The organism is Brevundimonas sp. UYEF29, from assembly GCF_040546195.1.
Lineage (GTDB): Bacteria > Pseudomonadota > Alphaproteobacteria > Caulobacterales > Caulobacteraceae > Brevundimonas > Brevundimonas huaxiensis.
Map to the genome: position 1 here is coordinate 114,589 of NZ_JBEPNH010000008.1, position 14,679 is coordinate 129,267.

Consider the following 14,679-nt stretch of genomic DNA (forward strand, 5'->3'; position numbering starts at 1 on the left):
TCAGTTGAAGCGCTTCGCGCTTCAACGGGGCGAACCGGTGAAAGAAGGGGCGGAACGGCGGTCGGGTTCCGCCTTATTTGGCGGGGCGGGCCATCGGGGTCATGGCGGCGATGGTCGCGCGCTGGGCCAGCAGTTGGTCTTCCGGCAGCGGGATCAGGCCGCGATCAGCCAGATAGCCGCCCTTGCCGGCGGCGCCTTCCGACAGGAACTCCTGCACGAACTGCTGCAGGCCCGGAATGACGCCGATGTGGGCCTTCTTCACATAGATGTAGAGGCTGCGCGACAGCGGATAGGCGCCGCTGGCGATGGTGTCGGCGGTCGGGGCGACGCCGTCGATGGTCTCGGCCTTCACCGTATCCAGGTTCTGCTCCAGGAACGAATAGCCGAACACGCCCAGCGAACCCGGCGTGCGGGTCAGGGTCTGGACGATGGCGTTGTCGTTCTCGCCGGAATCGATCCAGGCGCCGTCCTCGCGCAGGGTGTGGGCGATGGCTTCGAACCGGTCCTTGTTGCCTTCGATCGCCTTGACGGCCGGCACCAGCTTGGCGCCCGGCGTCATGCCCAGCTCCAGGAAGGCGTCGCGCGTGCCCGAGGTGGGCGGCGGGCCATAGACCTGGATGCGCTGGTTCGGCAGGCCGGCGTTGACCTGGTTCCAGGTCTTGGCCGGATTGGCGACGAACTGACCGTCGGCGCCCGGCACTTCCTTGGCCAGGCCCTCGTACAGGTCGTTCAGTTCGAAGTTGAAGCCGTTGCCGTTACGGGCCGTGGCGATGACGATGCCGTCGAAGCCGATCTTGATCTCGACGATGTCGGTGACGCCGTTCTTGGCGCACAGGTCGAACTCGGACTGCTTCATCTGACGCGAGGCGTTGGCGATGTCCGGCGTGGTCGGGCCGACGCCCTGGCAGAAGGCCTGGATGCCGCCGCCGGTGCCCAGCGATTCGACGCGCGGCGCCGCGGCGCCCGAACCGCGCGCGAAGGTCTCGGCGACCCGCGTGGCGAAGGGGAAGACGGTCGACGAACCGGCCGCCCAGATGCCGGAGCGCGCGCCGGAGGCGGAGCCGCCCCCGCCGTTGTCGCCACAGGCCGCCAGGGCCAGAAGGGCGGCGGCCGAAGCCGCCAGTTTCAGTGTGCGGATCATCCAAGGCTCTCCCTGAGCATCGATTTCGCGATGCTTAGAGCAGAGGATTATGACAGTCCCGCGAAGGGAACCGCCGGCGCTACAGCAGGCGGCGGCGCATCACCTGCGACAGGGTGTCGATCAGGGTCACGGCGACCACGACGACGATCACGATGGCCGAGACGGCGCGGAAATCGAAGGCGTTCATGCTGTCGAACAGCACCTGGCCGATGCCGCCCGCGCCGATCAGACCCAGCACGGTCGCGGACCGGCTGTTGGATTCGAAACGGTACAGGGCGAACGAGGTCCACAGCGGCGCGACCTGAGGCAGGACGCCCCAGACGATCTCGTGCAGCTTGCCCGCGCCGGTGGCGCGCACGCCCTCGACCGGACCCTTGTCGATCGACTCGACCGCTTCCGAGAACAGCTTGGCCAGAACCCCGGCCGTATTCAGGGTGATGGCCAGAACACCCGCCAGAGGTCCCAGGCCCACGGCGGTCACGAACAGCAGGCCGATCACCAGATCCGGCACCGAACGCAGCAGGTTCATGATCCAGCGCACGGGCGTCACGATCCAGACGGGCGCGATGTTGCGCGCCGCCGCCAGACCGAGCGGAATGCCCAGGATCACGGCCAGGAAGGTGCCCCACAGGGCGATCTGCACCGTCTCCCACATCTTGGCGACGAACATCTTCCAGTCGCTGAAGTCGGGACGCAGCAGGTCGTGGACGAACAGCTGGGTGCTGTCGTTGCCGGCGAACAGGCGCGAGATGTTGCCCAGATCGACGGCGTCGATGCTGTACAGCAGGACGGCGGCGACGCCGCCCCAGACCAGGACGTCGGCGACCCAGGCGAGGGCGGACTTCTTGGGCGCCGCCGGAATCGCGACGGCGGGAGACGCGACTGCGGTCAAGGCCGGACCTCACGCAGGCTGCGCAGGCGTTGAAGCTCGCGCTCGGCGGCGGCGGCGGCGGCCGTATCGCCCTTGGCGCGGGCCTCGCCCAGTTTCTGGTCGGCGATCATCTCGCGGATCGGGTCCAGATAGCTGTCGTCGGCGGCGGTGAAGCGCGAATATTCCAGGTCCGCCAGAACCTTGCGCTGCCGCTCGGCCTCGGCGCCTTCGCCCTGGCCATAGGTCAGGAAGAAGCTGCGGATCTTTTCCTTCAGCGCCGGATCCAGGTCCTCGCGCACGACGATGCCGCTCTCGGGGATGGGCGGCGAAGTCCAGATCTCCTCGATCTGGCCTGCCAGCTGCGGGTTCTCCTTGCGCATGAAGATGGTGTTCACGCTGTTGGAGGTGGCCACGTCGATCACCCCGGTCGCCACGCCGAAGGCGTTGGCCTGGTGGTTGGCCGAGCGCACAGTCTTGAAGCACTGGCTCGGGACCACGCCGCGCGGATTGAACAGGAAGGTCAGCGGGGCCAGGGTGCCCGACGTCGACTGGGCGTCGCCGATGCCGAAGTTGTACTTCTTGCCGCACGCCATGACCTGATCCAGCGTGATGCCCGATCCCTTCTTGACGATCAGCGTGGACTGATAGCTGTCCAGACCCTCGCGGTTGACGGTGCGGGCGATGACCTCGGCCTTGGCGCGGTCGATGGCCTCGACCTCAGGCTTGGCCGAGAACCAGCCCACTTGGGTGTGGTTGCCGCGCATGGCCTCGACCAGGACGGTGTAGTTCGATCCGAAATAGGGCTTCACCGGCACGCCGATGGCCTTGGACATGTCGTCCAGCAGCGGCTGCCACAGCGGACCGGCCGAGGCCTGGCCTTCGGCGGACAGGATCGAGAAGGTGATCTCGCTCGCCGTGCCGCCCGCAGCCTTCTTGTCCTCGCCGCCGCCGCAGGCCGCCAGGCCCAGGATCATGACGGCGGCGCCAGCCGCAGCGAACAGGCGGCGGGTAGGAGAAATGCGCGACAGGCTCATGCCTTGGTCTCCCAGAACGCGTCCTCGAACTCGGGACCGTAGATTTCGATCAGGCGCTTTTGGTCCAGCGCCGTGGACGGGCCGTCATAGACGATCTTGCCGCCTTGCAGGGCGATGACGCGGTCGCAGTAGCGGATGGCGTAGTCGACTTGGTGCAGGGTGACGATCACCCCCATGCCGTCGCGCTTGTTCAGCTCGACCAGCAGTTCCATCACCTTGCGGGCGGACACCGGGTCCAGCGAGGCGACGGGTTCATCGGCCAGGATGGCCTTGGCGCCCTGCACGATGGCGCGGGCGATGGCGCCGCGCTGCTGCTGCCCGCCCGACAGGGTGTTGGCGCGCTGGGCGGCGTAGTCGCTGACGCCGACGCGGTGCAGGGCCGCCATGGCCTTGTCCTTGTCCGCCTGGGGCCACAGGCCCAGCAGGCCCTTCCATCCGGGCAGACGCCCCAGCGCGCCCAGCATGACGTTGGAGAACAGGCTCAGGCGACCGACCAGATTGAACTGCTGGAAGATCATGCCCAGCTTGCTGCGCGCCTTGCGCACGGCGCCGGTGACCCGGCCGTCCTTCTGCACGGTCTCGCCGAACACCTGGATGGTGCCGGCGCCCGCGTCGATCGACTGCAGGCCGGTGATGGAGCGGAGCAGGGTGGACTTGCCCGAACCGGACGGACCGATCAGGGCGACCATTTCGCCGGAGGCCACGGAAATCGAGACGCCGTCCAGCGCCTTTCGCGATCCGAAGGTCTTCGACACGTCACGCGCCAGGACTAGCCCAGGGGCGGCGGCGGCTGCGGATGAACTCATGAACTCGCTAGGAGGCTATGGCGAAGGGGCGCCGCAATAAGCTGAAATCACGCTTGGGCAAGTCTTAATCGCACGGGGCGTGGGATTTCGTCTAGTCCGCCCTTACGGTCTCGCCCAGGCCGCAACGCCGCAGAAGCGCCCCGTCCGCCGCGTCCTGGGGCTGCGCCGCCTGTAGCAGCCGGGCGTCCATGGCCAGCGCCGGACCCGCCAGAACCGGATGGACCGACAGCGACGCCAGGGCCTTGCGCAGTCTGATGGCGGCCGTCAGATCGTGGGCCCCATGCCGCAGGACCGGGCCGAAGATGTCGTCCAGCAGCTCGGATGCGTCCAGCGCCTCGGCCAGAACGCGGTCACACTCCGCCACCTTTTCGGTTCTCTGATCGGCCCACTGATCCAGCAGCCGAACGCCTGATCCGACGACGCACACGACCGTGCCGATGTCGTTGACGGCGCTCGACAGCGCCTTGTCGGCGATCTCGCCCAAGACGATCAGGCCATAGCGCGGATCCTGATCGAACGACCGTTCCCGACCTAGGATGAAGGCGCTGAGCACCGCATCTGGGGCGATCTTGTCGCCGTCCAGACGCGCCAAGGGTTCGCCCCGCATGCGAAAGGCGCCGGGCCGCGCCAGAATCTGGACCCGCGCATCCGCCCGTTCCGCCAGCGTCTGCAGGTGCTGGACATCGACGTTCAGGACGTAGCCGGTCGACGCCGCCGCGACGATCCGGCCTTGCGAAAGCGTTCCCGACGCAGCGCCCATGCGTGGTCGTTCCGCGTCCGCCTTCAGCGCCTTGGCCGCCTCGGCCTCGACCCGCTCGACGGTATGGCTGAGCCGCGCCAGACTGGTCAGGCGGCTTACCCAAGTCAGAAGACGAAAGGCCACCAGCGCCACGACGCCAAGGCTGAAGACGAAGATGATCGCTCGTCCGCCCGGGCCGTAATACTGGGCGTTGATCGCGGTGACGCCGACGATGGCGTAGAGAAAGGCCCCCACGAAGGTGGACAGGGCCTTTTGCGTGCTTTCGTCGCCGGTGATCAGGGCGGCGGCTCGCGGAGTCGCTGCGCTCGACACGCTGGTATAGGCTGTGACCATGGCGCCCAGCGAAAAGGTCGCCACCGCCAGAAGGCTGGACGCCAGGATCGTCAGCACCGCTTCGACGGAATCGCCGCCGAACCGTTCGGCCAGAACGTCAGGGGCGAACGGCGCGCCCCACGCCCCGGCCAATGCGGCGATCACGCCAAGAGCGGCATACAGGCTGGCGCGCCACCACAGTTGCCGCGACAGGCGACGAAACAGAAAGATCCAGCGATTCATGACGGTCCCCTCGAAAGCCTAACGCAGCCGTTGGTCGCCAGTTTCCCCGACGCTTCGCACCGCTTCTTGCCGGCCCCGCCATGAAAAAACCTCTTTACATGACAGTCGCGCGTCCCCATATCGCGCTTTCCGGCGGACCCCGTAGGTCCTGTCTGCGCCGCTAACGCCGGTCTGGGTTTAACAATTAGCAGGGGGTTACGTGAATTGCGCACGTATCAGCTTCCCCTGGACCTGGTCCGTGAGCGGTCCCCTGAACGTCCCGTCGCCCTCGTGCGGCCGCGTTCGGTTTCCGTAGCGGCGCGCTGGTTCCAGGATAATCTAAAGGCCGACGTCTTCTACGCTGTGAAGGCCAACCCTTCGCGCTGGGTCGTCGAAACCCTGATCGAGGCCGGCGTTCGCGGCTTCGATGTGGCGTCCATCGCCGAGATCGAGCTGGTTCGTTCGGTCAGCCATGACGTTCGCCTGGCCTTCATGCATCCGGTCAAGAGCCGCTCTGCGATCACCAAGGCCTATTTCGATCACGGCGTGCGCACCTTCTCGCTCGACTGCATCGACGAGCTGAACAAGATCCTCGACGCCACCGGCGGGGCGGACGACCTGAACCTGATCGTGCGCATGGCCGTCTCGGCCGACGGCGCCGCCTATACGCTGTCGGGCAAGTTCGGCGTGTCGTCGGATCAGGCGCCGGCCCTGCTGATGGCGACGCGCCAGGCGGTCAAGGACGGCCTGATGGGCGTTTCCTTCCACGTCGGCAGCCAGTGCATGCGCCCGACCGCCTATCAGGCCGCCATGGCCCAGGTCGGCCGGTCGATCAGCCGTGCGGGCGTGATCGTCGATATCGTCGATGTCGGCGGCGGCTTCCCGTCCGTCTATCCGGGCATGGTCCCGCCGGACATGAGCGAATACGCCGACGCCATCCATCGCGGCTTCAACGAGATGCCGGTGTCGGAAACGACCGAGCTGTGGTGCGAGCCCGGCCGGGCGCTGGTCGCCGAATCCTCGTCGATCCTGGCCCGTGTCGACCTGCGCAAGGGCGACGCCCTTTATTTGAACGACGGCTCCTACGGCTCGCTGTTCGACGCGACCCACTCGCGCTGGCCCTTCCCGACCAAGCTGGTCCGGGACGGCGAAAGCGCGGGCGAGCTGAAGGCGTTTCAGTTCTACGGCCCGACCTGCGATTCCATCGACCATATGCCGGGACCCTTCTGGCTGCCGGCCGATGTGCGCGAAGGCGACTTCATCGAAATCGGCATGCTGGGCGCCTATGGCGTCGCCATGTCGACCGGCTTCAACGGCTATGGCGAACACGACATCGCCGCGGTCGAGGACGCCCCGATGGCCTCGCTGTACGGTCTGGCCCCGCGTTCCATCCCCACCGTGCGCACCACGGCGGAAGAGAACGCCCGTAAGGTCGTGCGCCTGTCACGTCCCAAGGGTAAGGCCGGTCAGCGCAAGTCGCGCCGGAAGTAGCACGCTAGCACCTGCAACCGTCATCCTCGGGCAAGACCCGAGGAGCGGCCCGTCTGCGTCTTCCTTGCGAGGAACGCGCGGCGGAACGTCCGGCCCTCGGATCAAGTCCGAGGGTGACGGCCGATGGTTGGGCGTCTATCGGTCCTGTCGGTCGCTCCGTCCCGGCACGTCTGCTTGTTCGACGGGCGCTCAAATCACAGGGAAACCGCCGAAATGAACGCTCCCGTTCAATCGAACACCAAGGCCCAGCTGCTGCAGAATGTCGTCGAGCATGTCGACATCACCAGCTTCGACGCGCGTCCGATCATCGACTCGATGCGCAAGATGTCCTTCTCGTCGCGCGACACCGCCCGCGCTGCCGACATCTTCTCGATGGCCATCGAGGACAAGGACTGCTCGCCCTGGCTGATCCTGGCCGGTTCGACCTCGGCCGGCGGCTGCATGCACGTGTACCGCGACATGGTGAAGTTCGGCATGGTCGACGCCGTGGTCGCCACCGGCGCCTCCATCGTCGACATGGATTTCTTCGAGGCCCTGGGCTTCAAACACTATCAGGCGGCCGGCGAGGTGGACGACAACGTCCTGCGCGACAACTACATCGACCGGATCTACGACACCTATATCGACGAGGAAGAACTCCAGGCCTGCGACCACACCATCCTGGAGATCGCCAACCGTCTGGAGCCGCGCGGCTATTCCAGCCGCGAATTCATCTGGGAGATGGGTAAGTGGCTGAGCGAGGGCAATGCGAAAAAGCCCGGCTCGCTGATCCAGACCGCCTATGAAGAGGGCGTGCCGATCTTCTGCCCGGCCTTCGTCGACTCATCGGCCGGCTTCGGCCTGGTCAAGCACCAGAAGGAACGCGCCGCCGCCGGTCAGCCCTATCTGATGCTGGACGCCATCGCCGACTTCCGCGAACTGACCGACATCAAGATCGCCGCCGGCGTCACCGGCCTGTTCATGGTCGGCGGCGGCGTGCCCAAGAACTTCGCCCAGGACACCGTCGTCTGCGCCGAAATCCTGGGCGTCGAGGCCGAGATGCACCGCTATGCGGTCCAGATCACCGTCGCCGACGTCCGCGACGGCGCCTGCTCGTCCTCGACGCTGAAAGAGGCGGCCTCGTGGGGCAAGGTCCAGACCACCCACGAACAGATGGTCTTCGCCGAGGCCACCACGGTCGTCCCCCTGATCGGCTCCGACGCCTACCACCGCGGCGCCTGGAAGGCCCGCGACAAGCGCCGCTGGAACAAGTTGTTCGAGAAGGGCTGAACAAAGAAAAAGGCCGGTGGATTGCTCCGCCGGCCTTTTGTCTATCCGTCTACCTTTGAGATCAGGCGGCGCAGGCCTCGAAGCCGGCCTTCAGCGCGGCTTCGTCCAGATCGCGGCCGATGAAGACGGCGCGGCTCCAGCGGCGTTCGGCGACGCCCCATTCGCGTTGCAGGTCGCCTTCCAGGATCATGTGCACGGCCTGGAAGACCAGGCGGCGGTTCTCGCCCTTGACGTCGATGATGCCCTTGGCGCGCAGAATGTTCTGACCCTGCTCGCCCAGCAGCCGGTCCAACCAGGCGGTGAATTTCGCCCCGTCCAGCGGCCGATCCAGCGACAGGGAGATGCCCTTGATGTCGTCCTGGTGGGCGTGGCCTCGCGCGCCGTGGGCGTGATCATGCGCGTGGTCGTGGTGATGATGATCGTGCCCATGGTCGTGGTCGTGATGGTCATGACCGCAGTGTTCGTCGTGGACATGGCCGTCCGCGCCGTGCGGCGGGTTCACGAAGTCCGGCTTGACCTCGAGAATGCGCTCCAGATCGAAGGCGCCCAGGCCCAGCACCTGATCCAGCGGCACGTTCGAGCGCTCGGCGCGCACGATGGGCGCCAGCGGGTTCAGCGCCCGCAGGCGCGCCTCGACCGCGTCCAGCTCGTCGGCGGTCGCCAAATCGACCTTGTTCAGGATGATCCGGTCGGCGAAGGCCACCTGCTCGCGCGCCTCCTTGGAGTCGTCCAGCCGCGCCATCACATGTTTGGCGTCGACCAGGGTCGTGACGCTGTCCAGCTGGGTCTTGGCCATGACGTCCTCGTCCACGAAGAAGGTCTGGGCCACCGGGCCGGGGTCGGCCAGACCGGTCGTCTCCACGATGATGGCGTCGAAGGCGGGCTTGCCGGGGCGCTGGCGCTTCATCAGGCCGGCGACCACGCGGATCAGATCGCCCCGCACCGTGCAGCAGACGCAGCCGTTGTTCATCTCGAACACGTCCTCGTCGGCGCCGACCACCAGATCGTTGTCGATGCCGATCTCGCCGAACTCGTTGACGATGACGGCGTAGCGCTTGCCGTGATCCTCGGTCAGGATCCGGTTCAGCAGCGTCGTCTTGCCCGCGCCGAGATAGCCGGTCAGGACGGTGACGGGGATCTTGCTGTTGGCGGAAGCGGTCGAGGCGGGGGCGGCGAGGGTATCGGTCATAGGCCGCTAGATGGCGGCTGCATCGCGCGAAGGGAAGAGGGTCAGGCCTTCTTCACGAACTCGGTGCGCAGGACCAGGCCGCGCACCTTCTCCACATTGGCCTCGATCTCGTCCGGATCGCCGGTCAGGCGTATGTTCTTGACCAGCGTCCCGCGCTTCAGCGTCACCCCGCCCGATCCCTTGACCTTCAGATCCTTGATCAGGGTCACGCTGTCGCCGTCGGCCAGGAGGTTGCCGTTGGAATCTTTGGTCACGTCGTCGGTCATGGCCAAGCTTCTAGGGCCGCGTCTCCTCCCCATGCAATGGGGAGGAGACGGTCAGTCCGGCACGTTCGCCTCAAGCTCGTCCAGCCACACCCGCGCGTTCCCGTCGGACGGCGCGCGCCAGTCGCCGCGCGGCGACAGCGACCCGCCGGTGACCACCTTTGGCCCGTTCGGCAGGGCCGAGCGCTTGAACTGGGCGGTCTGGAAGAAGCGGATCAGGAACTTCCTCAACCAGCCCTTGATCGTCGCCAGATCATATTCGACCTTCTCGTCGTCCGGCGTATTCGCCGGCCAATGCCCTGCGCCCGCATCGCCCCAGGCCTGGTGCGCCAGGAAGGCGACCTTGGACGGCGTCATCCCGAACCGGCTGATGTAGAACAGGAAGAAGTCGTTCAGCGCATAGGGGCCGACGGTCCCTTCCGTCGACTGGATCACCCCGTCCTTGGCCGGCACCAGCTCGGGCGAGATTTCGGTGTCCAGAATGGCGTGCAGCGTGTCGCGCGCGCCAGCGCCGATCAGGTCGCCCGCCGCCACCCAGCGGATCAGATGCCGGATCAACGTCTTCGCCACCCCGCCGTTGACGTTGTAATGGCTCATATGGTCGCCGACGCCGTATGTGGCCCAGCCCAGCGCCAGTTCCGACAGGTCCCCGGTCCCCAGCACGAAGGCTCTGTGCTGATTGGCCAGCCGGAACAGATAGTCGGTCCTCAGGCCCGCCTGCACGTTCTCGAAGGTGATGTCGTGCACCGGCTGACCCTCGGCATAGGGGTGGCCGATGTCCTTGAACATCTGTTCGGCGGCGGGGCGGATATCGATCTCTGCGCCCGTGACGCCCAGCGCGGTCATCAGCGCCCAGGCGTTGGACTTGGTCCCGTCCGAGGTCGCGAACCCCGGCATGGTGAAGCCAAGGATATTGGTCCGCGGCAGATCCAGCCGGTCGAAGGCGCGGCAGGCGACCAGCAGGGCCTGGGTTGAATCCAGCCCGCCGGACACGCCGATGACCAGCGACCTGGCGCCGGTCGCCGTCATGCGGCGCATCAGCCCCTGCACCTGGATGTTGAACGCCTCATAGCAGTCCTGATCCAGCCGCCCGGCGTCGTCCGGCACGAAGGGGAACCGGTCCAGCGGCCGGATCAGTTCGCTGGCCTCATGGTCCTCGCGCGCCATGAAGGGCACGACCGTCGCCGCCTCGCCTTCGTTTCTAGCGCATTCGGCGAAGGTGCCGTTGCGCAACCGGTCCAGCCCGATCCGGTCCACGTCCACGTCGGCGATCGTCAGATGGCTCTCCAGGGCGAACCGCTCGCCTTCGGCCAGCTTCGACCCCAGTTCATGGATCGTCGCCTGCCCATCCCAGGCCAGGTCGGTGGTGCTCTCGCCCCAGCCCGAGGCGGCGAAGACATAGGCCGACAGGGTCCGCGCTGAATGGCTGGCGCTCAGCATCGCCCGCTCGTCCGCCTTGCCGATGACGATGTTGGACGCCGACAGGTTCAGCAGGATCCGCGCGCCCGCCAGCGCCGCCCGTGTCGAAGGCGGCAGCGGCGCCCAATAGTCCTCGCAGATCTCAACCGAGAAGACGAAGCCCGGCCGGTTGACCGCCTCGAACAAAAGGCCCGGCGCAAAATCCACCGTCTCGCCGTTCAGCGCGATCACGTCCTCGGCGCGCGCCGTCGCCGGCGCGAACCAGCGTTTCTCATAGTATTCGCGGTAGTTGGGCAGATAGGTCTTGGGCACGACCCCCAGCACCTCGCCCGCCCCGATAACCACGGCGCAGTTATATAGGGCGTCGCCGTTGCGGATCGGCGCCCCGACCACCGCCACGACGTCCGCCTCGGCCGTCGCCTCCGCGACCACGGCGATCTGCCGCTCGACCTCGTCCAGCAGCGCCGCCTGCATATGCAGATCGTCGATCGCATAGGCCGACAGCGACAGCTCGGGAAAGACCATCAGGTCCACGCCCTGCTCGCCCGCCTGACGGATCAGCGCGACGTGATCTTGCCCGTTCGCCTTGGGGTCGCCCACATGGCTGACCGGTGTCGCCGCCGCCACGCGCACGAAGCCGTGGGTCTTGGGAGAATGGAACAGAGCATCAGCCATCGGATCGTCCGCATCACCCGGCCCGCGCCGGTCGTCAGCCTTCATATAGGCGCGAATGATGAAGGGACGGAAACGACTTCATGCCTGTACTCTTTCGTCATCCTCCGACGCGCAGCGACCGGGGGGGGGCAGCGGCGCGCGAGAGCGCGAACCTGTCGTGCACGCCAGGCTTCAAACATTCGCCCAGCCGACGCATCGCCTTCGGCGCTGCTGGGTCCCACGGTCTGCGCCGTCACCGGCTTGCTGGAGGATGACGAAAGCGAAATGACGGCAGCCATCCTAACCGGCGGCTCCAAAACTCGCGCTTTCAACGGCTTGCCGGTTTCTCGCGACCTTCCGCCATCGTCGATTTTGCGGGGGTGTATACTCCTCGCTTTCGCACGCACGCTGACAGGGAGGCCTCGATTTCAGACCAATTAGACGAATTAGACGGTGTTTTTGTCGCCGACCGTCCGAAACGTCGCGGACGACCTTCGCGAATGCGGATGACGTTGGCCTTCGCCCCCGCTAAAGCCACTGCATGAACGACACGCCGAAAAAGGGCTGGTTCCAGCGCCTGTCCGCTGGGCTCTCGCGCTCCTCCAGACAGATGACCGATCAGGTCGTCGCCACCTTCGTCAAGGAACCGCTGTCCGAGGCCTCGCTGGAGCAGCTGGAGGAGCATTTGCTGGAGAGCGATCTCGGCCCGGCCGCCTCGGCCCGGATCGTCGAACGCTTTCGCGCGCTGAAGTTTGGCAAGGACGCGCCCGAGCGCGAGGTCAAGGAGGCGCTGGCCGAGGCGGTCGCCGCCGAACTGTCGCCGCGCCAGGCGACCTTCGACCCTCTGTCCGGCCCCAAACCCTATGTCGTTCTGTTCGTCGGGGTGAACGGATCGGGCAAGACCACGACGCTCGGTAAGATCGCCGCCGATCTGACGGGCAAGGGCGCCAAGGTGATGATCGTGGCCGGCGACACCTTCCGCGCCGCCGCCCGCGAACAGCTTAAGGTCTGGGCCGAGCGCTCGGGCGCCGACTTCGAGAGCCGTCGCGACGGCGCCGATGCCGCGGGCCTGGCCTTCGACGCCTATACCAAGGCGCGGGCCGAAGGCTATGACGTCGTCCTGATCGACACCGCCGGCCGGCTGCAGAACAAGTCCGCCCTGATGGACGAACTGCTCAAGATCGTCCGCGTGCTGAAGAAAGTCGATCCCGAGGCGCCGCACGACACCCTGCTGGTGCTGGACGCCACCGTCGGCCGCAACGCCTTGGCCCAGGAACAGATCTTCGGCCGCACCGCCTTCGTGACCGGCGTGGTCATGACCAAGCTGGACGGCACCGCGCGCGGCGGCGTGCTGGTGCCGGTGGCCCAGGCGTCCGACGCCCCCCTGATGCTGATCGGCGTCGGCGAAGGGGTCGAGGATTTGCAACCGTTCGACGCCCGCGCCTTCTCCCGCTCACTGGTGGGACTGGAAGACTGACATGACCGAGACGCCGAAAAAGGCTTCCAACATCCGCCAGGCCGTCGATTTCGGCGCGCTTGTGGCCTTCATGGCCGCCTATGCGATCAACCGATTCGCGCGCGGTCTGGACGGGCAGGAAGCCCTGGTTCAGGCGACGTGGGTCCTGGTCGGCGCCTCGCTGATCGCCCTGATCGTCGGCTATGTGGTCGAGCGTCGTCTGGCCCCCCTGCCGCTGCTGACCGGCGGCTTCGCCCTGATCTTCGGCGTGCTGACCATCGTCTTCCACGATCCGAACCTGTTGAAGATCAAGCTGTCGATCCAGAACGGCCTGCTGGCGGTCGTTCTGCTGGGGTCGCTGCCGCTGAACCGCTATCCGTTCAAATATCTGCTGGGCGAGGCGATCCGCATCACCGACGCGGGCTGGCGCGGGCTGACCCTGCGTTACGGCCTGTATTTCGCCGCCGTCTGCATAATCAACGAGATCGTCTGGCGCACCCAGTCCGACGACACATGGGTCGCCTTCCGCGGCGGACTGTGGATCGCCTCGGCCGTGTTCGGCGTCTGGCAGGTCTTCTTCATCATGAAGCACCTGATCAAGGACGACGAGCCGGCCCCCGTCTCGCCCGACACGGGGCTCTAGGGCGCGAGCGGAACTGTCACGGAACCGACGCGCTTTCCCCGTCAAATCGTAAAGCAGAGCTGATACGTGTTCGGACGAAACTTCAGGGGAGCGGCGCGATGGTGAAGGCGGGAAAAGCGGCAAGGAAGGTCGGCCCCCTGGCCACCTCGCCCAGCCACCTGATGCACCGCGCCTTGCAGCTGGCGCTCGACATCTATGCCGAGGAGACCGGCGCCGACGGCCTGACCCAGCGCCAGTTCGCGGTGCTGGAGGCGGTCTCGATCAAGGCCGGCCTGACCCAGACCGAACTGGTGCGGATGACCGGCATCGATCGCTCGACCCTGGCCGATCTGGTCGCGCGCATGACGACCAAGGGCCTGCTGGAGCGGGAACGCTCGACCCTGGATGCGCGCGCCAAGGCGGTGCGTCTGTCGGCTGAGGGCGCCGCCCGTCTGGAGGCCGCCCGCCCGCTGGTCGAGGCCGCCGACAAGCGGATCATGGCCCTGCTGCCCAAGGGCCAGCGCGAGACCTTCCTCAATCAGCTGGCCGATCTGGCCGCCGCCGCCGACGCCGCCCCTGACGCCGCCAAGGCCGAGGCCAAGGCGGCCAAGAAGGCGCTGAAGGCGGTCGAGAAAGAAGCCAAGAGGGCCGAGAAGGCCGCCAACAAGGCCGACCGCCCCGCCAAGGTCAAGAAGCCCAAGCTGAAGCTGGTGGAGCCGACCTAGCGCGTCTTGCGCAGCCGTTTGGCGTTGGCGGTCGCCGTCTTGTGGATCGGGGCCAGCGCCTCGGCCTGAGCCTTCAGAAGTTCGCCGTTCAGGGTCATGGCCTGGGCCGCCGCCCGGCTCCACCAGCTAATGGCGTAGCTGAACTGGGCCTCGGCCGCCTGGGCCGGGGTGCGGGCCTGGGTCACAGCCGCCGCCGCCCGCAGGGCATGGGCGCTCTCGTCCAGCGCCACGCGCCCCAGCCGCTGACCGATGGCCCCGGCGCTGGCGGCCATGGCGTCGGCGGAGGCGGACAGCGCCTCGGTCTTCTCGGAACTCATCAGCGACAGTTCCCTGAGGTCCTGCCCCTTGGCGCTGGTCAGGCCCTGCGCCATCAGGCCGGTGCGGGCCGCGATCACCTCGGCCGAGGCGGCTAGGATTTCGGCGCCGACGACGGCGGCGCTGGCGG

The 14,679-nt window shown here is 66.9% G+C and carries 14 protein-coding genes; 5 read left to right on the forward strand and 9 right to left on the reverse strand.

The window, feature by feature from the left end:
• Nucleotides 1-73 precede the first annotated feature (73 nt).
• The 5 genes from ABIB58_RS12965 to ABIB58_RS12985 all read right to left on the reverse strand — a co-directional run bounded on the left by ABIB58_RS12965 (nucleotide 74) and on the right by ABIB58_RS12985 (nucleotide 5,167).
• The gene (locus ABIB58_RS12965; RefSeq protein WP_354041335.1) at nucleotides 74-1,141 is read right to left on the reverse strand and encodes a substrate-binding domain-containing protein; all 1,068 of its coding nucleotides are present in this window, start codon (nucleotides 1,139-1,141) and stop codon (nucleotides 74-76) included.
• A 79-nt stretch (nucleotides 1,142-1,220) separates the two neighbouring features.
• The gene (phnE, locus tag ABIB58_RS12970; RefSeq protein WP_137720274.1) at nucleotides 1,221-2,033 is read right to left on the reverse strand and encodes a phosphonate ABC transporter, permease protein PhnE; all 813 of its coding nucleotides are present in this window, start codon (nucleotides 2,031-2,033) and stop codon (nucleotides 1,221-1,223) included.
• Nucleotides 2,030-3,046, reverse strand: a complete 1,017-nt coding sequence (gene phnD, locus ABIB58_RS12975) for a phosphate/phosphite/phosphonate ABC transporter substrate-binding protein (RefSeq protein WP_295209041.1) — start codon at nucleotides 3,044-3,046, stop codon at nucleotides 2,030-2,032. The genes phnE and phnD overlap by 4 nt, the downstream gene beginning before the upstream one ends.
• Complete coding sequence (gene phnC / locus ABIB58_RS12980; RefSeq protein WP_017506638.1) at nucleotides 3,043-3,852, reverse strand: phosphonate ABC transporter ATP-binding protein; 810 nt, start codon at nucleotides 3,850-3,852, stop codon at nucleotides 3,043-3,045. Before phnC ends, phnD begins: the two co-directional genes overlap by 4 nt.
• Before the next feature lie 91 nt (nucleotides 3,853-3,943).
• On the reverse strand, nucleotides 3,944-5,167 hold the full coding sequence (locus tag ABIB58_RS12985; RefSeq protein WP_045809540.1) for a DUF2254 domain-containing protein: 1,224 nt from the start codon (nucleotides 5,165-5,167) through the stop codon (nucleotides 3,944-3,946).
• A gap of 204 nt (nucleotides 5,168-5,371) precedes the next feature.
• On the opposite strand from ABIB58_RS12985, the gene ABIB58_RS12990 reads away from it, so the two are divergent.
• Nucleotides 5,372-6,637, forward strand: coding sequence for a type III PLP-dependent enzyme (locus ABIB58_RS12990; RefSeq protein ID WP_039245976.1), 1,266 nt, complete (start codon nucleotides 5,372-5,374; stop codon nucleotides 6,635-6,637).
• Between the two features lie 213 nt (nucleotides 6,638-6,850).
• A complete protein-coding gene (locus ABIB58_RS12995; protein WP_039245978.1) occupies nucleotides 6,851-7,906 on the forward strand; it encodes a 1,9-bis(guanidino)-5-aza-nonane synthase in 1,056 nt (351 codons plus the stop codon).
• Nucleotides 7,907-7,967: 61 nt separating this feature from the next.
• On the opposite strand, the gene ABIB58_RS13000 is transcribed toward ABIB58_RS12995, so the two are convergent.
• Genes ABIB58_RS13000 through ABIB58_RS13010 form a run of 3 tightly spaced genes read right to left on the reverse strand, consistent with a single transcriptional unit; the run spans nucleotide 7,968 to nucleotide 11,452 of the window.
• Nucleotides 7,968-9,095 (reverse strand): CobW family GTP-binding protein, encoded by a 1,128-nt coding sequence (locus ABIB58_RS13000; protein WP_354041339.1) that lies wholly within the window; start codon nucleotides 9,093-9,095, stop codon nucleotides 7,968-7,970.
• Nucleotides 9,096-9,136: 41 nt separating this feature from the next.
• Entirely contained in the window at nucleotides 9,137-9,361 is a 225-nt protein-coding gene (locus ABIB58_RS13005; protein ID WP_039245979.1) for an alkylphosphonate utilization protein, read from the reverse strand.
• A 51-nt stretch (nucleotides 9,362-9,412) separates the two neighbouring features.
• Nucleotides 9,413-11,452, reverse strand: a complete 2,040-nt coding sequence (locus ABIB58_RS13010) for an NAD(+) synthase (protein WP_354041342.1) — start codon at nucleotides 11,450-11,452, stop codon at nucleotides 9,413-9,415.
• Nucleotides 11,453-11,972: 520 nt separating this feature from the next.
• Here ABIB58_RS13010 and ftsY point away from each other — a divergent pair.
• The 3 genes from ftsY to ABIB58_RS13025 all read left to right on the forward strand — a co-directional run bounded on the left by ftsY (nucleotide 11,973) and on the right by ABIB58_RS13025 (nucleotide 14,234).
• Nucleotides 11,973-12,908, forward strand: coding sequence for a signal recognition particle-docking protein FtsY (gene ftsY, locus ABIB58_RS13015; RefSeq protein WP_045809545.1), 936 nt, complete (start codon nucleotides 11,973-11,975; stop codon nucleotides 12,906-12,908).
• 1 nt (nucleotide 12,909) lies between these two features.
• A complete protein-coding gene (locus tag ABIB58_RS13020; protein ID WP_045809546.1) occupies nucleotides 12,910-13,530 on the forward strand; it encodes an inner membrane-spanning protein YciB in 621 nt (206 codons plus the stop codon).
• Nucleotides 13,531-13,628: 98 nt separating this feature from the next.
• The gene (locus tag ABIB58_RS13025) at nucleotides 13,629-14,234 is read left to right on the forward strand and encodes a MarR family winged helix-turn-helix transcriptional regulator (protein WP_045809547.1); all 606 of its coding nucleotides are present in this window, start codon (nucleotides 13,629-13,631) and stop codon (nucleotides 14,232-14,234) included.
• Here ABIB58_RS13025 and ABIB58_RS13030 read toward each other — a convergent pair.
• A complete protein-coding gene (locus ABIB58_RS13030; RefSeq protein WP_052689433.1) occupies nucleotides 14,231-14,629 on the reverse strand; it encodes a phasin family protein in 399 nt (132 codons plus the stop codon). The genes ABIB58_RS13025 and ABIB58_RS13030 overlap by 4 nt on opposite strands.
• Between the last annotated feature and the right edge of the window lie 50 nt (nucleotides 14,630-14,679).